Source organism: Marinomonas lutimaris (genome assembly GCF_019426345.1).
In the GTDB taxonomy this organism is placed as follows: Bacteria; Pseudomonadota; Gammaproteobacteria; order Pseudomonadales; family Marinomonadaceae; genus Marinomonas; species Marinomonas lutimaris.
The window spans coordinates 466,562-488,088 of the sequence record NZ_JAHLLW010000001.1 but is presented as its reverse complement, the minus strand read 5'-3'; the positions used below and the strand labels follow the sequence as shown (position 1 = coordinate 488,088).

The 21,527-nt window shown below is 43.3% G+C and carries 22 protein-coding genes; 8 read left to right on the top strand and 14 right to left on the bottom strand.

Annotated elements, in window-relative coordinates:
* Window positions 1-90: 90 nt before the first annotated feature.
* The gene (locus KPL72_RS02125) at window positions 91-990 is read left to right on the top strand and encodes a LysR family transcriptional regulator (protein ID WP_212917331.1); all 900 of its coding nucleotides are present in this window, start codon (window positions 91-93) and stop codon (window positions 988-990) included.
* Window positions 991-1,019: 29 nt separating this feature from the next.
* Here the strand turns inward: KPL72_RS02125 and KPL72_RS02120 are convergent, their stop codons facing one another.
* The gene (locus KPL72_RS02120) at window positions 1,020-1,538 is read right to left on the bottom strand and encodes a glycine cleavage system transcriptional repressor (protein ID WP_212917330.1); all 519 of its coding nucleotides are present in this window, start codon (window positions 1,536-1,538) and stop codon (window positions 1,020-1,022) included.
* 127 nt (window positions 1,539-1,665) lie between these two features.
* Window positions 1,666-2,898, bottom strand: a complete 1,233-nt coding sequence (locus KPL72_RS02115; RefSeq protein WP_212917329.1) for an MFS transporter — start codon at window positions 2,896-2,898, stop codon at window positions 1,666-1,668.
* Between the two features lie 238 nt (window positions 2,899-3,136).
* On the opposite strand from KPL72_RS02115, the gene KPL72_RS02110 reads away from it, so the two are divergent.
* Entirely contained in the window at window positions 3,137-4,771 is a 1,635-nt protein-coding gene (locus KPL72_RS02110; protein WP_249422074.1) for a methyl-accepting chemotaxis protein, read from the top strand.
* Between the two features lie 77 nt (window positions 4,772-4,848).
* Here the strand turns inward: KPL72_RS02110 and sstT are convergent, their stop codons facing one another.
* Window positions 4,849-6,069 carry a serine/threonine transporter SstT gene (gene sstT / locus KPL72_RS02105; RefSeq protein ID WP_249411664.1) on the bottom strand — a complete coding sequence of 407 codons (1,221 nt, stop codon included), beginning with the start codon at window positions 6,067-6,069 and terminating at the stop codon, window positions 4,849-4,851.
* Between the two features lie 233 nt (window positions 6,070-6,302).
* Between sstT and KPL72_RS02100 the strand changes: the two genes are divergently transcribed.
* The 3 genes from KPL72_RS02100 to KPL72_RS02090 all read left to right on the top strand — a co-directional run bounded on the left by KPL72_RS02100 (window position 6,303) and on the right by KPL72_RS02090 (window position 9,815).
* Window positions 6,303-6,941, top strand: coding sequence for an NAD(P)H-dependent oxidoreductase (locus KPL72_RS02100; RefSeq protein WP_219701633.1), 639 nt, complete (start codon window positions 6,303-6,305; stop codon window positions 6,939-6,941).
* A gap of 172 nt (window positions 6,942-7,113) precedes the next feature.
* The gene (locus KPL72_RS02095) at window positions 7,114-7,656 is read left to right on the top strand and encodes a DUF3750 domain-containing protein (protein WP_219701632.1); all 543 of its coding nucleotides are present in this window, start codon (window positions 7,114-7,116) and stop codon (window positions 7,654-7,656) included.
* A 233-nt stretch (window positions 7,657-7,889) separates the two neighbouring features.
* A complete protein-coding gene (locus tag KPL72_RS02090) occupies window positions 7,890-9,815 on the top strand; it encodes an alpha-amylase family protein (protein ID WP_219701631.1) in 1,926 nt (641 codons plus the stop codon).
* Window positions 9,816-9,916: 101 nt separating this feature from the next.
* Here the strand turns inward: KPL72_RS02090 and KPL72_RS02085 are convergent, their stop codons facing one another.
* Together KPL72_RS02085 and prlC are read right to left on the bottom strand one after the other, a co-directional pair.
* Window positions 9,917-10,177: a YheV family putative zinc ribbon protein gene (locus KPL72_RS02085; RefSeq protein WP_219701629.1), complete on the bottom strand. Its 261-nt coding sequence runs from the start codon at window positions 10,175-10,177 to the stop codon at window positions 9,917-9,919.
* 104 nt (window positions 10,178-10,281) lie between these two features.
* Window positions 10,282-12,312, bottom strand: a complete 2,031-nt coding sequence (gene prlC, locus KPL72_RS02080; protein WP_212917322.1) for an oligopeptidase A — start codon at window positions 12,310-12,312, stop codon at window positions 10,282-10,284.
* A gap of 169 nt (window positions 12,313-12,481) precedes the next feature.
* On the opposite strand from prlC, the gene KPL72_RS02075 reads away from it, so the two are divergent.
* The 3 genes from KPL72_RS02075 to KPL72_RS02065 all read left to right on the top strand — a co-directional run bounded on the left by KPL72_RS02075 (window position 12,482) and on the right by KPL72_RS02065 (window position 13,929).
* Window positions 12,482-13,027, top strand: a complete 546-nt coding sequence (locus KPL72_RS02075; protein ID WP_212917321.1) for a gamma carbonic anhydrase family protein — start codon at window positions 12,482-12,484, stop codon at window positions 13,025-13,027.
* A gap of 80 nt (window positions 13,028-13,107) precedes the next feature.
* Entirely contained in the window at window positions 13,108-13,737 is a 630-nt protein-coding gene (locus tag KPL72_RS02070; protein WP_219701627.1) for an RNA polymerase factor sigma-70, read from the top strand.
* Window positions 13,738-13,929, top strand: coding sequence for a zf-HC2 domain-containing protein (locus KPL72_RS02065; protein ID WP_219701625.1), 192 nt, complete (start codon window positions 13,738-13,740; stop codon window positions 13,927-13,929).
* Between the two features lie 25 nt (window positions 13,930-13,954).
* Here KPL72_RS02065 and KPL72_RS02060 read toward each other — a convergent pair whose 3' ends face one another.
* From KPL72_RS02060 to KPL72_RS02020, 9 genes are all read right to left on the bottom strand, one after another.
* A complete protein-coding gene (locus KPL72_RS02060) occupies window positions 13,955-14,545 on the bottom strand; it encodes a biliverdin-producing heme oxygenase (protein ID WP_219701624.1) in 591 nt (196 codons plus the stop codon).
* Between the two features lie 82 nt (window positions 14,546-14,627).
* Window positions 14,628-15,032 carry a YbaN family protein gene (locus tag KPL72_RS02055; protein WP_346729487.1) on the bottom strand — a complete coding sequence of 135 codons (405 nt, stop codon included), beginning with the start codon at window positions 15,030-15,032 and terminating at the stop codon, window positions 14,628-14,630.
* 8 nt (window positions 15,033-15,040) lie between these two features.
* Window positions 15,041-15,601: a TadE/TadG family type IV pilus assembly protein gene (locus KPL72_RS02050; protein ID WP_219701620.1), complete on the bottom strand. Its 561-nt coding sequence runs from the start codon at window positions 15,599-15,601 to the stop codon at window positions 15,041-15,043.
* A complete protein-coding gene (locus tag KPL72_RS02045) occupies window positions 15,598-16,095 on the bottom strand; it encodes a TadE/TadG family type IV pilus assembly protein (RefSeq protein WP_219701619.1) in 498 nt (165 codons plus the stop codon). Before KPL72_RS02045 ends, KPL72_RS02050 begins: the two co-directional genes overlap by 4 nt.
* A complete protein-coding gene (locus KPL72_RS02040) occupies window positions 16,092-16,973 on the bottom strand; it encodes a tetratricopeptide repeat protein (RefSeq protein WP_219701617.1) in 882 nt (293 codons plus the stop codon). The genes KPL72_RS02045 and KPL72_RS02040 overlap by 4 nt, the downstream gene beginning before the upstream one ends.
* A 3-nt stretch (window positions 16,974-16,976) precedes the next feature.
* Complete coding sequence (locus KPL72_RS02035) at window positions 16,977-17,930, bottom strand: type II secretion system F family protein (RefSeq protein ID WP_219701615.1); 954 nt, start codon at window positions 17,928-17,930, stop codon at window positions 16,977-16,979.
* Complete coding sequence (locus KPL72_RS02030; RefSeq protein WP_219701613.1) at window positions 17,927-18,916, bottom strand: type II secretion system F family protein; 990 nt, start codon at window positions 18,914-18,916, stop codon at window positions 17,927-17,929. The genes KPL72_RS02035 and KPL72_RS02030 overlap by 4 nt, the downstream gene beginning before the upstream one ends.
* The gene (locus KPL72_RS02025; protein ID WP_219701611.1) at window positions 18,917-20,284 is read right to left on the bottom strand and encodes a TadA family conjugal transfer-associated ATPase; all 1,368 of its coding nucleotides are present in this window, start codon (window positions 20,282-20,284) and stop codon (window positions 18,917-18,919) included. It abuts the gene before it with no gap.
* Entirely contained in the window at window positions 20,281-21,525 is a 1,245-nt protein-coding gene (locus tag KPL72_RS02020; protein ID WP_219701609.1) for a CpaE/TadZ family protein, read from the bottom strand. The genes KPL72_RS02025 and KPL72_RS02020 overlap by 4 nt, the downstream gene beginning before the upstream one ends.
* Window positions 21,526-21,527: the final 2 nt, after the last annotated feature.

Sequence of the window (21,527 nt, the reverse complement as noted above, 5' to 3'; positions counted from 1 at the left end):
CCACAAAAAGAAAACTTGAAAATATAAGGCGCAGTGTATAGATTTTAAATACGGAATAAATAAACAAAATTGAGATAATAGATCCCAAATATGAAATTTAACTATTCACTTGATGATATGCGTTGTTTTTGCGCGGTTGCTCAACATGGTAGTTTTAAAAAAGCTTCGGCGGCATTGGAGATTCCTCTTTCCACATTGAGTCGACGAGTCGCTAAATTAGAAGAAGACTTGGCGATAAGATTGCTAAACCGTGACGCCCATAGAGTCCAGCTAACCCATTCAGGACAGCGATATTATGAACGAAGCGCATCTCTTTTTGAGGAGTTAGACGATGTGGCAGTGTGCCTGCTGCAGGACAAAACCCAAGCCAAAGGTACTATTCGGATTTCTGCGCCAGTGAATTTTGGCGTGCAAGTTTTAGCTCAGCATTTTAATGCCTTTTTGATTGAATACCCTGACATCCATTTGGATTTGCGTCTTTCCAATCAAAATATCGACATTGAAGAAGAAGCCATCGACATTGCGTTTCGTGTTGGTGACCACAATGCAGATCATTGGATTGGCAGGCACTTAACGAACATTCGCTTTGTGATATGCGGCTCGATCAATTTAGACCTATCCAGCCTAAAAACACCTTGTGATTTGGACGGTTTCCCCACTGTCTTGTGCTCACCAATGTCTACTTGGAAACTGCAACACACTATATCTGGAGAGATGCTAACTCATAAACCAAACCATAATATTCGCCTAAAAGTAGACGACATTAGCTTGCTCACTCGCGCTATACAAGATGGTTTAGGCATCGGATTTATGCCCGATTACCATGCGCAGCCATTGATTGATTCAGGAGAGCTTCGACAAGTTTTACCTGAGTGGAGCAACCAACCCCGCGGCTGCCAAATGCTCTACCGAGATCGTGATAACATGCCCTTACGACTACGCTTGTTAATCGACTTTATGATCAAGCGGTTTAACGAAAAACCGCTCTAGACCAACGAAAATGTATACAAATTAAGCTACTAGGCAAACTGATTAACGGATAGTTCCACCATTAAATCACTACTAATTTTTTCTAGTGCAGCTTCCAATTCTGACAAAGGTAGATCTTTCGGCACAGCCAACACCATGTCGGTTTTAAACAGCATATCGGAACTCATCGGCGCAGGTTCGCAAGTGGTGGTGAGTTCTTTAACGTTAACCATCAAGGAATGCAGCACTTGAGACACTTCTTTCACAATGCCAGGTCGATCATTGCCTACAACGGACAGCGACAAGGTCGATCCTTCTGTCGCTTTCTTATTCGCCAGTTCAACCGTGACATGCAGACCAAGTTGTTCGAAATTACGTAATGCGTTAACCAGTGCTTCTTGGTGCTCCAACGGAACAGTCACCGTTAAAATTCCGGCAAATTTATCGGCTAGATGTGCCATACGGCTTTCCAACCAATTACCATGGTGGCGAGCGATAGTATCGGATAAACGTTCAACAAGACCGGGGCGGTCGTCTCCGATAAAACTCAATACAAGATGCTGTGACATAGTTTTCTCCATCAATATTTTTAGAGTTATGCAAAAGAGTGAACCGCTTCATGCGATGCTTTCAATAAAAAATACACTAAAAACTGAATATAGACGACTGCAATTATTTTTGACTCTTAACACTGGGCTAAAGTGTGTTGTTTTTCAATTGGGTTTGCCTACGCAAAAACCAAAAGCCCAACAAAGCAGCCGCAGCACCTGAAAAGCTGCCCATACCAATTGCCCATCTGGCACCAAAGACATCAGCAATCCAGCCGACCAAAGGCGCGCCTAATGCAGTGCTTCCCAATGCCGTTGCTAACACTACCGCCATCACTCGGCCACGATAACGTTTTTCCGTTGTTACCTGCATATAAGACGCTGTGGACGTCGTAAACAGCTGCAAGCTCAGGCCAAGAAGGATGAGCAACACGGAAAACGCCCAAAACGACGTACTGATAGAAACCAAAAAACAGCTCACCGCGAACATTGCAGCAACATAAATCATAAAGCGGAATGACGGTGATGAGCGACGACTTGCCGTCACCATTGCACCAGAGATAGAGCCAATTGCCATCATGGAAATCAAGAAACCATATTGATCCGCATGTCCTTGAAAAACATGCACCGTCATCGCCGATAGATACACAGAAAAATTCATCCCTAGACTACAAATCAAGAAAGACATCACCAAGATGACAGCCATTTCCCGATGCTGCCAAATATAGCGAAAACCATCAAAAAATTTCGCCATATCAGGTGTTGCTTTGCTGTTATCAGCAACAACTGCTGGCAGGCGTGTTTTAAATTTATGCAGGGCAATTAATAAAGGAATAAAAGACAACACATTGATCATAAATACCCAACCGCTACCAATCAACGCGATCAAGATCCCAGCAATCGCAGGCCCAACCAAACGAGCCGAGTTAAACGCCACCGAGTTTAACCCTACCGCGTTTGATAATTCTTTTTCACTGACAATATCAGACACAAAGGCATGACGGGCAGGCGCATCAAACGCAGCAACACAACCCAAAGCAAAGGCACAAACACAAACTTGCCACAACACCACCTGCCCACTCAAAACCAACACCCCCAGCACTAAGGCCAGTAGTGCCATTAAGGATTGAGTAATAAACAACAACTTACGTCGATCCATACGGTCTGCCGTCCAACCAGTAAGCGGCAAAAGTAAAATTTGTGGGGCAAATTGCAAGAAAACAACCAAACCAACCGCCGAAGCATTTTTATCCGATAGCTCAGCAATGACTATCCAATCCTGAGCAGTACGTTGCAACCAAGCGCCAATATTCGAAATCGCCGCGCCTCCAAACCAAAGCCGATAATTTGGATTGGATAGAGATCGAAATGTACTGCTCAATGAAAACTCCTTCGATTATTCAATAAAATATTCTTCTATCATTTAAAAATGTCATCTATTGGATTTAATATCAGACGATATTAGTAACAGCGTACAAAAAAAAACTATATTGATATAACTTTCTTGTACAATTAACCATGCACCTCCTATTCTGTAAAACGATAAGGGATTAAAAGTTTCACAGTAGTTCCTCCATCCAAAAATAATCAGCAGGTAATACATCGTGATATTTAACAAAATGTCCCTAAAAACACAGTTTATATCTGTGATCGCACTACCCTGTCTTGTCCTCTTACTTGTCAGTTGGGCTGGCCTTAAAGGCCTTTCTAGCGTGCAAGAGCAAACAAAACAGCTAGCTCAAAATACCAGTGCTCCAATGCGATCTCTTGCGGAAGTCGCATCTCGCATTCCACGTATGCGTGTTGGTATCGATATTATATTGCTGCAAGAAATTCCAGCTATGCAGGATAAACGAGGTGCATTGACTCGTGTAAAAGAAACTCGTGCAGAGGATATTCCTGAGATGGACATGGCGCTTAAACAAGCCCTAGACTCTCAAGTAAACCCTAAAATGCGTGCTGAAGTCCAAAAGATCATTGATATATTCGCTAAAGTAAAAAGCGATGAACTGGCACCTATGTTAACAGCCATTGAAAACAACGACCTGACCACAGCCCAAGAAATATACAAAAGCAAATACGCAGACAGTTATGGTGTCATGCGTAAAGCTGTCAATAAAATACTTGATGAACTGCTTGAACAAGGCCAACAAGGCTACGCTCAAAGCCAAGTCAATTATGAAAATAGTCGCAACAACATGATTGCTTTAATCATCATCGCATTGTCGGCGTCTATTTTGTTAGCTTGGTTAATGTTACGTCGTCTTAATAGCCGTGTTTCTTATCTTCAGCAACACATATCAAGTGCCAGTGACAAACTTGACCTTGGTACTGTGATGACACTAGATGGTAAAGATGAGCTCAGCGACATTGCTCAGCACTTCAACCAGTTTATTACAAAAGTCCGTACCGCTATTGAAAACGTTGCAGAGAACTCTCGTCAACTTGCTCACACAGCAAACGATGTCGCAGCAAAAGCCAAGGCAACACACACCAACTGTTTAAATGAACGAGACCGTACTACTCAGATTGCCACGGCCATTCATGAAATGGGCGCTACGGTTGAAAACATTGCTGAAAACGCTTCTCAGGCTGCTAGAGCTGCCCAAGAAGCAGATACACAAGCACATCAAGGAGCTGATTTAGTAGCACGGGCACGCCAAGGCGTGACGGCGTTGTCTACAGAAATACAGCATATCAGTTCAGATATTGGGTCATTAGCAACGCAAACAGATTCAATCGGTAGCATCCTAGACACGATTCGTAGCATCTCTGAACAAACAAACCTATTGGCTTTAAACGCTGCCATTGAAGCCGCTCGAGCTGGTGAACAGGGTCGAGGGTTTGCCGTCGTTGCCGATGAAGTTCGCAACCTTGCAAGTCGTTCTGCCGCTTCCACCGATGAAATTCAAAAAATGATCGACAAGCTGCAAGAGCAATCAGCAAAAACAGTCGCAACGATTCAATCAGGGCAGGATCAAAGCACCACGGTTATGGGTCAAGCCAATGAAGCAAACAGCTCGCTTGAACAAATCACCGCGCACATTGGTCAGATTAGCGATATGAACATTCAAGTTGCAACTGCAACAGAAGAACAAGCGCTTGTGGTAAATGACATGAGCAAAAACGTTGAAGAGATTAATCAGCTAACAACAGAAACTTCTGAGATCGCAGACGAGCTAACCGCTTCAAGCACGAACTTACAGAAACTATCTGTTCAACTTGATAAATTGGTTACCCAGTTTAAGCTTTAAACTAGAAAACCATAGAAGCAAGAAGGGGAAGCAAATCGCTTCCCCTTCTTTTTGCTCTACAGCTGATATTGAACTAACTAGTTCTTATCATTCGAAAGACAAGCCGCTGCCGTAAATAAAACATCAGTTGAGCTATTCAAGGCAGTCTCAGCAGAATCCTGCAACACACCAATGATGAAACCAACCGCCACAACTTGCATAGCAATCTCATTCGGAATATTAAACAAGCTACACGCCAACGGGATCAGCAGCAAAGAACCACCAGCCACTCCAGATGCGCCGCACGCCGACACAGCAGCAATTATGCTAAGCAATAACGCTGTACCAAAATCTAATGAAATACCTAATGTATGTACAGCCGCCAAGGTTAAAACCGTGATGGTTATCGCCGCACCAGCCATGTTGATCGTAGCACCCAGCGGAATCGACACAGAATAGGTATCTTCATCTAAGTCTAGGCGCTTACAAAGATCTAAGTTAACCGGAATATTGGCCGCAGAGCTACGCGTGAAAAATGCCGTAACACCACTTTCTTTTAGACATTTAAAGACCAAAGGATACGGGTTACGACGAATCTTCCAGAATACTAATAATGGATTAGTAACAAATGCGATAAACAACATGGCACCAATTAGCACAGCTAACAGATGTGAATAGCCAAATAAGGCATCAAAACCCGTTTCCGCGATAGTGCTGGCAACCAGACCAAAAATACCAAACGGCGCTAAACGAATAATCACCGACACTATGCTTGTCACACTAGTCGCCAAATGCTGCAGCAATGCTTTCGTTGCTTCAGAGGAATGACGTAAACCTAAACCAAAACCAATCGCCCAAGTTAAAATGCCAACATAATTCCCCTGCACAAGTGCATTTACTGGGTTATCAACCATTTTAAACACAAGTGTACGCAATACTTCGCCCACACCCTGAGGTGCGCTTTGGCTTAAGTCTGGCGCGACTAAATGCAGTTGTGTCGGAAACACAAAACTAAACACCACAGCAGTTAGTGCCGCAACAAACGTACCAAACAAATACAGGATAAGTACCGGACGAATGTGACTTTGTTGAGCCTGCTTATGGTTAGCAATCGATGCCATTACCAATAAAAACACCAAAATCGGAGCAATCGCTTTTAGCGCTTTAACAAAAAATCCACCGAGCAAACTTGCTGATAAAGCTGTGCTTGGTGACATGTAAGCCAACGCGATACCACAGATAATCCCGATGGCAATTTGTAGTACCAAGCTACCACGCAAATAGCGCTGTAGTAATGATGGTTTATGATCTAACGTCATTAGAAAGGGGTCCATTGAAGTTTTCGGAATCGCACCTTACTGCATCTCGCCAAAAAAATGAACCATTTTAGGGCATTATTAAAGAAATTATTGCAAGATATCAACAAATTTCGACATTTAACCGATCATTCAAGTTTCGTACAACATCCTTGTTTTCTACTTAAAGCTCGCTTGAATTCAACTCACATTAGATCCATATTGTCCACATACATAAACCTTATAAAGGAATTCAAATGTCGAATTTGTTAGAAAAATTGAACTGGCGCTATGCCGTAAAAAAAATGGATTCAAACAAGGCTGTTGCACAAGAAAAAGTCGACCGTATTCTTGAAGCAATCCGTCTTACAGCAACCTCAAGTGGTCTTCAACCATACGAAGTCATCGTAGTAAAAAACCAAGCTTTACGTGAAGCCATCGTGCCTCACGCTTGGAATCAAGCTCAAATCACCGACGCTTCTCACCTTTTAGTTTTCGCTGCATGGGACAACTACACAGAAGAACGCATTAACAATATGTTCGACCTAGTGAATGACGAACGAGGGTTTAAAAACGAAGGTTGGGAAAACTACCGCCAAATGATCCTAGCCACTTATCCTCCACGCGATGCTGAAGTCAATTACCAGCACGCTGCACGTCAGGCTTATATTGGTCTTGGCACAGCATTGATCGCAGCTGCCGAAGAAGGCGTAGACAGCACACCAATGGAAGGCTTTGACCCAGTGAAAGTAGACGAAATTCTAGGCTTAACTGAACGCGGACTTCGCTCTGTGATTCTGCTTCCTTTAGGTTACCGTGCAGAAGAAGGCGACTGGTTGAAAGACCTGAAAAAAGTACGTCGCGCAAAAGAAGATTTCGTCATTGAAATGAACTAACCTGCTGTCTCGTAAAGACAACAGACCTAAACGCCAGCTTGCTGGCGTTTTTTTATGTCTAACTTTTTGAATTTGGTAAGAAATAGGGAATCGTCACATTGTATCAAAAATATTACTCCCTATTCACTGCAATGTTCGTATGCTAATTACATTAAAAACCAAAGGACAAAGCATGACAAAATATCTAGGACTCCTACTAATCACCCTATTTTTAAGCGCTTGCTCTTCTAATGACAATTGGCGCACTGCAAGCCGAGAGCCCGCAGGCATTGCCCCATCACCCGAGACAGAAAAAAACGCCGTCATCGAATTTTATGCCGCCGACGCTTACAGTTGGCGAGGTTGGTTTGCTGTTCATACCTGGGTTGCGACCAAAGAGAAGAATGCTTCTGAATACACGGTTCATGAAGTCGTAGGTTGGCGAGTAAATAGAGGCTTGCCAGCGCTATCTGAATATAAGACCACCACACCGGATCGGTATTGGTTCGGGGCGAAACCAGAAAAAGTACTGTCTATTATTGGCCCAAAAGCCGAAGCGTTGATCCCGAAAATAGACGAAGCGGTAAAGCGTTATCCTTGGGCAAACGAATATACGGTATTTCCAGGACCAAACAGCAACACCTTTCCTACTTGGATTGGCTTACAAGTACCAGAGCTGAATCTTGATATGCCTTTTAATGCCATCGGTAGTGGCTATGCCGACAACGACAACTAACCTCCCCATGAATTTCCGAGAAGCCAGCTTCTCGGAAATTAAGTCAGTATTTAGAAAGTCACCATATTGACCCGCCATACCCCTTAGGCTACGTTTTCCCCATGGAAAACGAAGTGCGCAGATCTTGTTGTTAAAGCGAACTCTCCAACCAAACTTTTAACCTAAAGTTCCAGACTAGGTAACAATCATTCAAACTCGTCGTTTTTCACGAGCACGTCTTACAAGGCAAAAACATGGTCATGAATTTCGCTTTTGAAGCACAAAAAACACAACAACGTTTGTTAGCCGAATTAGATTTTAGCCATCTAACCTCCCAACAAAAGGCCATCTTCGTTAAGCGCTTAGAGAGCGGCTTTGCGCCACTTTTCGAGCAGCTTTTTCCGCTTTATGGACAGTGCTTTGATCTGCATTATCATCTAAAGGTATTACTGCAATCCTTTATCGATTTTCATAAGAAAAAACGCCCAGCCCAAATCAAAGACAAATCAGAGTTCTGGTTCGAATCCAATCAAAATGTCGGCATTGCTATCTATGTGGATTTGCTGGCGGACGATCTAAGTTCTCTTATCGACAAAATTCCGTATTTTGAATCCTTAGGGATTAACTATGTTCATCTAATGCCGCTTTACTTAGCGCCAGAAGGCAACAGTGATGGCGGTTATGCGATTTCAGATTACCGAACCGTGTCACCGAATTTGGGCACCAACAAAGACCTAAAAGACCTTGCTTCCGCGCTACATAAAAAAGGCATCCGCATGGTGTTAGATTTTGTCTTTAATCACACATCAGACGAACATCGCTGGGCCGAAGCAGCAAAATCTGGCGATCAAGAATTCCAAGGCTACTATTATTTCATGGGCGAACAAGAGGCCACAGAATACAATAAGACAGTGCGTGAAATTTTTCCGCAGATCCGTCGAGGCAGTTTCACCTATTTGCCTGAATTAGACAGTCATGTATGGACGACCTTTAATTCATTTCAATGGGATTTAAACTATTCCAATCCGGCAGTTTTTGTCGCTGTAGTCGAAGAAATGTTACATCTAATTTTAAACGGCTGTGATGTTTTACGACTCGATGCCTTAGCCTTTGTCTGGAAAGAGAAAGGCACAGTGTGTGAAAACTTACCTAAGGCTCATAATCTGATCAAAGCTTTCAAAGCCTGCTTGGACATTGCCGCACCGCAAGTGGTGTTTAAATCTGAAGCCATAGTTCACCCTGATGAAGTCAATAAATACATTGGCGCCGATGAGTGCACCCTGTCTTACAACCCACTAATGATGGCCTTGTTATGGGAAAGTTTAGCGACACGCCAAACCAGCTTGTTATACCAATCCCTTGAACGCAGTTTCACCATTCCAGAGCATACCACTTGGATCAACTATATCCGCTGTCATGACGATATTGGCTGGTTATGGGATGACGCCATTTCTGATCGTCTTGGCATTGATGGTATCGGCCATCGTCGCTTCTTGAATCAATTCTATACGGGTCAATTCGAAGGTTCTTTTGCCGCGGGCGTCCCCTTTCAAGAAAACCCAGTAAATGGCGATTGCCGAGTGTGCGGTACCTTAGCGTCTCTGGCAGGTGTAGAAAACGCCATCGCTGCAGACGATCCGCTGTTGCTTGATCACGCCATTAAGCGTATCCGAGTCCTTAACGGCATCAACTTCGCCATGCCTGGCATTCCATTATTGTATCAAGGCGACGACCTTGGTGTACTCAACAGCAACGACTACTTAAATGATCAGACTAAGGTGGATGATAGCCGTTGGGTGCATCGTAAGAAGCTCACCAAAGCCGATTTCGCGCTGGCGGAAGATAAGAGCACACCACAAGGCAAAATCGCTCAGATCGTTCGAGAGATGATCCAAATCCGCAAAGCTAATCCACTTTTCGCTGCACAGGAATTTAAACTAGTTTCACTAGGCAGCGAACACTTATTCGCCTTTAGACGACAAATGGACGACAAAACACTATTAGTCATCGCCAACATGAGCGAACACCTAATAGCACTTCAACATCTGCCGCTTGGTCAATCACTAAGCGAACTAATCGGCCAAGACACAGCAATCAACTTGCTAGATAAAGAGTTAATTGATTTGCCATCATTAAGCCTTATCGAACCGTTAGATATTCTTTGGTTAACAAAGGCTTAGCTTTATTCCTGGCTTAAAATTGATATAAAAAAAGAAACAAAAAAAAGCGGATTGATAGAAATATCAATCCGCTTTTTTAATTGCTCTGCGCTCGCTTGAGACTAGTGCTTGGTCGAACCTGGATTCGGTATAAAATTAATCACCACTTCTTCCGCTTCTGGCGAACTCGTATGGGGCTTATTCACTCGCGTTGGTATCTCGGTTGGCTGTGACTGTATTACCGTAGATTGCTCATCCGTGTAACCACAGGAAATGCACTCACGATATTGCTTTTCAGCGTCATCGTCGCGCCATGCTCGAATCTTATCCATCTCACTGCAACGAGGGCAAACCGCCCCTGCGATAAAACGTTTTACTGTCATAACCCTACCTTCAAAAAAGTAACGCCCTAATTCGACGTTATAAAAAAGCAGCGCCTTGTCTGATTTTCATCAGACGAGGCGCTGCTTCCTTGCAGTACAAAAACTTAAGCTGCGATGCCGCTGTGTCTCAACAAAGCATCGGTGCTTGGCTCACGACCACGGAACTCAGCAAATAATTCTGCTGCAGGACGAGAGCCGCCATTTGCCAATATGGTATCACGGAAGCGCGCGCCGGTATCTTTATTGAAGATGCCGTCTTCTTCGAATTTCGAGAAAGCATCTGCTGACAAGACTTCCGCCCATTTGTAACTGTAATAACCCGCCGCGTAACCACCAGCAAAAATATGCGAGAAGCTATTTTGGAAACGGTTAAATTCAGGAGGCGTAGTAACTGCGACTTTGCTGCGTACGTCGTTGATAACCGATTGAACTGAAATGTCTTTTTGATATTCCATGTGCAAACGGAAATCAAACAAAGAAAACTCCAGCTGGCGCATCATCTGCATACCCGATTGGAAGTTCTTCGCTGCCAGCATCTTGTCTAACAAGTCTTGTGGCAGCGGTTCGCCTGTTTCGTAATGACCCGCAATGTGAGCCAGAGCTTCTGGCTCGTAACACCAGTTTTCCATAAATTGACTTGGCAACTCGACGGCATCCCATGCCACACCATTGATGCCCGATACAGAAGACACATCCACTTGAGTCAACATGTGGTGCAAGCCATGACCAAATTCATGGAACAAGGTGGTGACTTCATCGTGAGTCAATAACGCTGGCTTAGCGCCAATTGGTGGGGTGAAGTTACACACAAGATAGGCAATCGGTAGCTGCAAGCGGTTATCGCTTAAACGACGACGTGTACGGCAAGAATCCATCCACGCACCACCGCGTTTTGCTTCACGCGCATATGGATCTAAATAGAAACGAGACACGTCTTCGCCATCCTTACTGATGGTGAATAACTGCAAGTCCTTGTTATAGCTATCAAATTCTTTTTCTTCGCGAATATCCACACCGAATAAAGTTTGTGCCACGTGAAACAATCCAGACAAAACCTTGTTCATTGGGAAGTAAGGACGCAGCTCTTCTTGAGAAATACTAAACTTATGCTGGCGTAGTTTTTCCGCGTAGTAAGTCATGTCCCAAGCGTTCAATTTCTCTATGCCATTTTCATCTTTCGCAAACGCTGTTAGCTGCGCAAGATCTTGTTCTGCTGAGCTTTTTGACTTTTTCGCTAAATCATCTAAGAAATCGATAACCTGCTGCCCGTTGTCAGCCATCTTAGTGGCAACCGACAATTCAGCGTAGTTATCAAAACCAAGAATATGAGCCATCTCATGACGCAGTGCCAAAATCTCGTCGATCAAAGGCGCGTTATTAAATTTGATGTCGCCACCTTGGTCTGACGCACGAGTCGCAAAGGCACGATACATTTCTTCGCGCAAAGCGGCGTTGTCAGCGTAACTCATTACAGGCATGTACGATGGGAAGTCTAAGGTGAACAACCAGCCGTCTTTTTCTTTCGCTTCGGCCATTTGTTTTGCTTGTGCTAGGGCCGATTCAGGTAGACCAGACAATTCACTTTCGTCGGTGATTAATTTGCTCCACGCTTGTGTCGCGTCCAACACGTTTTCACCAAACTGACTACCCAATTCAGACAAACGCTGGCTGATCTCGCCATAGCGTTTTTTCGCTTCACCCTCTAGGCCAACACCTGACAATTCGAAGTCACGGATAGTTTGGGTTAAGGCTTCAGTTTGTGCTTGATTCAGCTCTTTTGAAACCTCACTTTCAGCAAGGTTTTTGTACGCTTGATATAAGGCTTTGTTTTGCCCAAGATCCGTATAAAACTGCGTCAACTTTGGTAAGCATGCATTGTAAGCCGCGCGCAGCTCAGGCGTGTTTTTCACTGAGTTCAAATGGCTAATTGGCGACCAAAAATTGTTTAAATCGTCGTGCAGTTGATCCAGAGGTAAAACAAGGCTTTGCCATGTTGGATTGGTATTTTCACTCACACAGGCATCGATGGCTGCTTGGTTGTGCTTTAGTAGTTTTTCTAGGTCCGCTTCGATGTTCGCAACATCGACGTCGGTAAAATTCGGTAAGCTGGTCGCGTCCCATACAGACTGTGACATATCATGATATCCTTTTATATTAATTGAACGCTGTATTGCATTGATCAATACTATGCTTACTAAGATAGGTTGTCTTAACACTTTTTCAATGTATAAAAGCCTATTGTGTTAATAGTTCCTTCATTTAATAACACTTTCTATTAACAAGACCCCCTTTAAGAGAGGATTTATGGTGATGAAATCTTTCCGCGGTAAAACACCGCAATTAGGCGACCGTGTTTGGGTCGACGACAGTGCCGTCATTATTGGTGATGTCACTATTGGCGAAGACAGCTCGGTTTGGCCTTTGGTTGCAATCCGTGGCGACATGCACCGCATTCGTATTGGTGCTCGCACCAGCGTCCAAGACAATTCCTGCTTGCACATTACTCACGCCAGCGACTATAAGCCAGAAGGTCATCCTCTGACTATTGGTGACGATGTCACTGTGGGTCACATGGCGATGCTACACGGCTGTACCATTGGCAGCAGAGTGCTAGTTGGCATGGGCACCACCATTCTTGATGGCGCAGTAATTGAAGACGAAGTCATCATAGGCGCAGGCTCTTTGGTACCACCTGGCAAGCGTTTAGAAACGGGCTTTATGTACATGGGTTCTCCCGTGAAACAAATCCGCCCACTTAACGACAAAGAGATTGAATACTTTCAGTATGCCGGACTTAATTACGTCAAATTGAAAGATGAGTACTTAGCTGAAGCTGAAGCGAGCAAATAGATAAATCAACATCACGGTTGAGTGGTAATAAAATCCCAACTAACCTCGTCTAACAATCAGACAAACAACTCGAGGCTTAAATGACTAATGCGAACCTCTCTGTTGAGATGGATTCTTCAGCAGCTGTTAACATCTTTCAGGATGCTGTTTTTATTGAAGAGTTACGCACGCAGATGCTGAAGTTTGCCAAGCTTCAAGTACGAGACAATCAATTAGCCGAAGACGCAGTACAAGAAGCGATGATCTCTGCATATCAAAATATTGATCGTTTTGCGCGACAAGCAGCGTTTAAGACTTGGGTGTTTTCTATCTTAAAGAACAAAATAATCGACTTACTACGCAAGGAAAAACGCCATACGGCGGCCAGTCAGCTCGAAGATGGACCAAACCTAAGTGGTGAAGCGTTAATAGAGCATTTATTCGAAGAAAATGGTCACTGGCAAAAAGACGAGCGCCCAAAAAAATGGGATCAGCCAGAACATGGCGTTGAAAATGAACACTTCTGGCGTATTTTTGATGCGTGTTTGGATGCGTTACCAGCCAAATATGGTCGACTATTTATGATGCGCGAATTTCTCGAAATGGATACGCCTGAAATTTGCCATAACGAAGATGTGTCGATAAGCAGCCTAAATGTCACCTTGTATCGTGCTCGGCTGCGCTTAAGGGAATGTTTAGAAGATCACTGGTTTCAAAAGGAGAAGTCGTAAATGATAAAATGCAAACAAGCGACCCAAATGCTCTCGGAGAAACTGGATCGCCCTTTATCCGCCAAAGAAAAGATAAACTTGACCATGCACACTGCAATTTGCACTCCTTGTCGCCAGTTTGGCAAACAAATGGAGACTATTCGCGGATTATCAAAATCCTATACCAAAGCGAAAAAGCCAGATGAAAAATAATCTTCATCTGGCCTCAGAGAGACTCTTAGGCATTCAAGCTCGATAGTGTTTTCTTATAAAATGCAAAAGCATCCATTGCCCCTTTTACTGCCTGTGCTTCTTGTTCTTCCGTTAGCGACAAAGCATCTAACTGAGCAACAAACTTACGCCAATGCGGCGCTCGTCCTTCTGGATGGGCCGCTAAATGCCTAGCACCATGCTCCGCATCAAACTGCAGTTTCTGAGTTTCTTTATATAAAAATGCCGCACCAATATTGGAGCCCTCGCTGCAATAAAGCCAACCAATAGCTTGGTATAGATCGGTCGGCGTTGCTAACAAAGACGCATCGACATCTGCCTTTAAGCCCAAGTCGTTCAGGTCCGATTCAACCGCAGACAACCTAGGTAATTCAGCTAATCCAGGAAACAATGCCTGCAGGTCATCATGTTGATACAAGGGAGCAACAGACAAATGAAAAATATGCTGTAAACGCAAAAATTTTCTGTAATTTTCTTCGTTTGCAAATGGTTCTGACTGCATCACCAGTGAATCGACACTATCGTGATTAGTACGCGTAGAATATTTTAAACGCTTTGCAAATGTCAGTGTATCTTGGTCTTTTTCTATTGTTTGCATATCTGGCCTCATTTAAAAATCCATCTTATTTAATGATAAAAACTTACCTTCCAAATGACCACTTCATTTATATTAAGAAAAGCTAACATTCTTTTGTTAAATTTTTAACTTCTTCCGGCCTAGACCACATCCATATAAAACCAACAAACATCCCTGATATGGCAAAAAAAACAAGATACACATTAACATTGCTATAAAACAATAAACATGCACAAAACATCATACTCAATGATGATAGTATTTTATTATTTTTCGAAATAACCTTACCGTTCTTCCAATTATATAAAGTAGGCCCTGTAAATCTATTGTTATTTAAGAATCGATGAATCCTAGGGGAGCCCTTTGATGACGACCAAGCGCATAACAGTATGAATTCAGTTGCAGGAATACCAGGAACCAAAACTCCCACAAAGGCCATAATTAAGCTAAGGACAGCAATTATTTGATAAAATAATCTCTTGCCCTTTTTGTTAACTTCAGATAACACGTTCAACCTCATTCATATTCCACCCCTACCTCTTCCGATAATGGCTTATCTAGTATAATAGAATGATATAGCAATCGGTTAACTGCCACGCTTTCCATTAACTTATTACCAAGTAAACCACTATTTAAAACCAAACTATCGGTATATCGACATAGCTGAACCACAATCAAAGAGATGTTATCAACATCTTCATCTTCTTCAGGCATATCATCAAGGTAACGATTGCCCTCACTTTTTGAAGGGCAAGCAGCGTCCAGCTCCCCACGATAAATGGGTAACCAATCCATTGTGCGATCTAAATTTACTTTAGATACAACAAGGCTATAGCTACCTAATGACTTAACATCAACCACCTGCTCCACAAGATAATCAAAGCTTTTGATATTCCATTCCTGTTGATTGGATAAAATTGAAGACAAATTATGTGCTGTTTGCTCCATCACACCACGCATGCGATTGATATTATAAAGGTCTGCGCTCGCTAAAATAATGCCAATCATGACAGGAACGAAAAGTGCAAATTCCAACACTGCGTTCGCATTCTCGTCTCGAAAAAAGCGCGATATCATGACGAAGACTTCCCTACAAGATCACCAAGAACTTGTCGGTATTCATGTTGGAACGAATTACCCAAGCCAAAAAAACCAGGTAAAGGCGTTATAAAATTATCATTCAATAAAACACTAAAATTTAAAATAGGTAAGGATCTATAGCTACCAGATTCTATATCTACACTAGCGAAATCATTTAAATCAGAAAAACTTTGAAGATCTACTTTAATATTATTTTCATAAATCAACCCATAAGAATTCTCAACCACTTTATCACTAACCGTCTGCTTAATTCCTTCTTCACCAATTGAAATAAAGTCTTTATTATACCGAAACTCTTGCGTTGTTCTTTCCAAAGAAACTCCAACAACTGAAATAATTAATGCGATTCTTGCCAATTCAAAAAACATCATTGCAATAAAAAGTATGACAGGAAATATCAGAGCGACTTCAATAGAAACTACAGCTTTCTCTTTTCTAATAAAAAAACGAATACTATCTATCACAATCATTCATCCTTTAATGAAAATGGAGAATTGGTAAGTGCTAGTATTTCAGCTGAAATATCGGATCCATTTTTTATTCTGTATTTTGAAGTGACATAACTATCTAAAATGGCTTCAGTCTTGTTTCTAGAGATATTTTTCAACAGTAACTCTCTGGCCATATCTTCACGATCGATAAGAACATATGCCAAAGCCAAATTAAGTCGTGTAGACATATTTTGGCTACTTTGCTTTGTTTTTAACAAACTGATGGCTTTTTGAAATTCACCTGATGACAACCACGAAAGTGCTAAATTATTTAATACAATCTCGTTAGAGGGTGCGATATCTAAAGCGCCTTGCAAATTCTCTTGGGCTGTGGAGACATCACCATTCATACTGGCAATGACCCCCAACCCATTTAGTGCCATGACGCTTTGGGGACTCGCCTCCAACGCACACTGAAATTGCTCTTTGGCTTTATTTAACTGAGCTAATTCTAAATAGGCACGTCCTAATCCCACACAAATAGCTTGTTGCTGAGAATCAGAAACCTCTTTTCCTAACTCGCCTTGAGCGCGTTTGTACAGCGCGATTGCTTCGGATGCAGATAGAATAGAAGCTGACAAGCTAGCGTATTCCAATACAAAAGGCCCTTCCAGTTGACCTTTCTCATCCATTTTTTCATACACTTCATAGGCTGCTTGATAACGTCCGTTGTTACGCAACAGATGCGCAAGCTTCAACGCCTCTTCCGCCGTATCCGTTTCTACTGTCTTACTTTCACTGATCTGACTACTGCTTTTGGTAACCTGGGTAGAACACCCTCCTAAAAGCACAACGAAACACACAAGCAGCAAATAAAAGCCTCTCGTTGAACCGATCATTCCTTTTACTATATTCATCAATCAACTACCCAACATACGAATTATACGGATCATGGCAGGCGTCCCCATCATGGCAATCACTGGCGGCAAAATAAAGACCATCAAAGGAACGCTCAACTGAGCGGGTAACTTCCCTGCTTTTTCTTCTAAATCAAGCACTAATCGCTTACGGCTTTCTTCTGAAATAGTGCGTAATGCTTGTGACAAAGGTGTGCCGTAACGCTCAGCTTGAATCAAGGTCGATACCATTGCCTCTACGTTTTCGACACCACAACGTTCAGACAAATTTAACAGCGCTTTTGTACGATCACTTAATATCTGTAATTCAGCATGGGTATAACCCAATTCTTCGGCGATCTCAGGTGCAGAAAACGCCAACTCTTTTGAAACCGTTTTAAAGATCCGCCCTAATGGCAATCCCGCTTCCGCACAGATAACCATTAGATCTAATGCATCAGGCAAGCTGCTAGACAAGCGCCCTCCTCGGCTAGCGGCTCGCATCTTTAGCCAAACCTCAGCCGCAAAGGAACTGAAAAATAAAAGCATTAGACTACCAGCCAAACCATTAAGGCTTAGGCGATTGCCACTCTCCAAAACGCCAAATAAAAACAACAATATGCAGATAATGCCTAACGAAAACTTGCAAAAAGTGAACACGCCAAGCGCGTTTTGGCGGCGAAAGCCAGCCATTAACAACAATTTTCTTGTGGCAAATTTGTCGCTCTCTGTACCAGCTAACTCTTGTCCAATGCGATCTAAAGGCTGCAGCCATTTTTGCAGTTTACGCCTCTCATCATTTTGCGATAGCAAGGCAGCTTCAACCAGTTGGCTTTCTTTATCCGCTGCTATTCCGCTAGTTTGTAAACGATCTGTTAGTGTTTTGGGTTTCGCTCGAAAATAGAGCCCAAACAACACCAAGCCAGTAGTGCATAAAAGCAGCCCTACAAATACGAGAAACATCATGTCATTTGTCATCGAATCACTCGTTTAATCATAAAATGGGTAATACTCAATCCTAATAAAACGCTCCCAAAGGCGTAAAACAGCACATTATTTCCTGTCGAATCATTCAATAGAAACTGGAAGTCTTTAGGAGAATTCAAATACATATAGGCCAAAGAAAGCGGCGCTAGCGAAGCAACAATCACAGCTGAAGCGCGCACTTCTGATGTTTTGGCTCGAATTTTAAGGGCCAACTCTTGGCGCTCTCTCAAAGTATGAGCTAAGCGTTCTAACGTATCGCTTAAACGACCGCCCGCTTCTTGGTTAATAATCAGAATAACCACAAAAAAACGATATTCATTCAATGGCACTCGTTTAGCGGAATCTTGCATCGCCTGACGTAAGGGCACTCCCAAGCGAAGCCATTTATCCACCAATGAAAACTCTTTTGCCAAGGGGCCTGGAAGGTTCTCTGCCACCAAATTAAAAGCATTGCTCACAGGTACGCCCGCTCTGGCAATTCGCACAATAGAATCGATGGCTTGGGGAAGGTTCTGCTTAAACTCTTTCAAGTGCTTCGCCATGGCATTGCGATATAACACCAACACAGCACAGAGAAAGAATACGACGGAGAGAACCAAGCTCAATAGAAAAGGAGATAAACTGTCTTTAGCGAGTGTAAATCCCAATAAAAAGCACGGCGCTGCAAGCATCATCGCTCGCGTGCGGCATTTTTCCTGCCAACCAAGCAAAGACATGTCTATCCAAAAACGTTCCAACCAAGCTCCAATAATGGGTGTTTTAGACCACACAAACACATCCACTTGACGGCTAACGTTGTCAAACTCCTGACTCTCGGACGAAGAACTCTCAGCCAAGACGCTCTGCTTTAATGACTGAAGATACTGTTTAGACAACTGTTCTTGTTTACGTTTTCCATTAATGCTGCGCAAAAATAAAAAAAAGCAACCAATCGACAAAAACACCAATAAAGACAGCAAATTGACCACATCAGACATTTATACAGCCTCATCAAAATAATGTGAGTGAGTTGTATAAAAGCTAGGTCGCTGTCCTGATGAGACAAATCGTCCAGATACTCGTCCTTGTCCGTCAATAGAATCCGTTTCGAACGCAAACAACTCCTGGGTTTGAATCACGTCATCTTCCATACCACAAACTTCTGTAATAGAGACAATACGACGAGAACCATCACGCATACGTTCAACTTGAACAATCAAATCCACAGCACTGGCAATCTGTCGACGAATGGCTTCCAATGGCAACTGCATGCTGGCCATCATCACCATATTTTCCAATCGCATAATCGCATCACGAGGGGTATTCGAGTGAACGGTACACAAGGAGCCATCATGGCCAGTATTCATCGCTTGCAACATATCGAAACTTTCGCCGCCACGCACCTCACCTAAAATGATGCGGTCAGGACGCATCCTCAAGGCGTTACGAACCAAGTCTCGTTGATCAACTTTCCCTGTACCCTCGGCACTGACAGGACGCGTTTCTAGGCGTACCACATGCACTTGCTGCAACTGCAGCTCTGCGGCATCTTCTATGGTAATAATTCGATCTTCGTTACTGATCTTTTGTGATAACGCATTCAACAGGGTCGTCTTACCTGCACCGGTACCACCAGACACAATAATGTTTAACTTGCCCTGCATAGCACGACGCAGCACGTCGACCATGTCATTCGATAACGCACCACGCTGCTCAAGAATTTCTAATGACATATTGCGACGCATAAACTTACGAATCGAAATACTGGTACCGTCAATCGCCAAAGGGTAAGTAATAATATTGACTCGACTGCCGTCGGCGAGACGCGCATCGACCATTGGCTGAGTTTCATCGATGCGACGCCCAACTGCAGCAGCAATACGCTGCGCAATATTGAGCACATGCTCCTCATCGATAAATCGAATATTTGATAACTCAAGCTTGCCGTAACGCTCCACAAACACTTGCCCTGCGCCATTGACCAGAATATCGTTCACCGAGTCATCGGCAAGCAAGGGTTCGATAGGGCCGATCCCCACCATTTCATGGAACATTTCTCGGCAAATAGCTTGTTCATCATCTTGCGATAGCTGTAAGCGATTCGTGTCACAGATACTGCGAATCATCATTTCAATTTGATGATTTAGGCTGTCATGACTCAAGGTGGATGCTTTAACTGGGTCTATTTGCTCATAAAGCTGTTCCCGAATGAGTCGCTTATTCTTCAAACTAAGCGTGTCACTATTGCTTTGCGATGATGCCTGGCGAGCAAGCTTTTTTGTGTTGCTCTCTTCTTGTGCCGAAACCTCTGTCGCTGAAACACGCTGCGCAGCGGTTTTGGTTCTAGGGACATGATTAATAATCATAAACGCCCGCCTTTCAGCATCATCTCTGGAGACTTATTCGTCTTAAATAAGCGACGCAAAACCGTAGTGATAGCTGACGTTTTCTTGATGCTTTGCTGAGGCACCTTACCACACGCTAGATCTGCTAAGTTTAGCAACCCCAACGCAAAATCAGGGAAAGCCTCCAGCGAGAGCTTTCCTTGCAATAAACTACTGCCCAACCCAGAACCCGCATAAGGCAAAACCATATCGATCTTGCGACCAATAAATTCCTCAAACTCTTTTTGAGAAATGACTTCCTTATCCATATGCCTTGAGCTATTACGCACCAGAAGAATACGCTGCCCTGATGATTCATCCCCAATCTCATTTAATAAACGTAACGTATTACGGGCATCAGTTACCGTAAAATCGGTCACAATGATGCGTGTTTGAGCGTGAGCCAAAACATCCATAGAGCCAAACGGCTTGGCACTTGGCAAATCCCATATAACTTGATTAAACATGCGACATAAACTGCTACCCAGAACCAACGCAGGATAAGAATCCGTTAACTCTTCAGCATGAAAATCCGGAACCTGAGCGACTAAACTAAGGCGTGTATCCACTTTCCCTATCGATCTACCAAGCAATCTTGCATCGATATTCTCAGCACTTAACGCACTGCCTAGCCCCGCATCACCGTTATAACCTAGCATTAGCCCTAATGAGCCGTTTTTGCGGTCAAAATCCACTAATGCCGTCATCATATGGCGCTTTGTCGATAACGATTGGGCAAGCCCAAGAGAGACAAGGGAGGCACCAACTCCACCCGATGTTCCCGTTACCGCAATGGTTCTTCCCGTGGTCGCATCATCAACCTTGCCTTTTTCAGCGCGCTGTATCACAGCTGAAATCATATCCAAAGGAATGGGTTTCAAGAGATAATCGAATACGCCGTTAGATAACAGCGCTCGGTACAAATCAATACTTTGCTCAGAGCCAAATGCCACAATTTTGCATGTCGGACCACACAACTCAAGCAACGCAGAAATCGACACTAAAGGGGCCACTTCATTATCAATATCAACAAATAATAATGATGGAATAGCATGCTCTTTAACCCATGATTCAGCGGTTTCAACACCTCCGAGAAACACCCTATCGGACGAGTATCCCAAACGGGACAGGCTGTCGCCAAACTGTTTAACTTGCGCACTATCGGCAGCAAAAATTGCCAAAAATTGCGATTCATTATTTTGCTTTTGATTACTATCGCTCATCG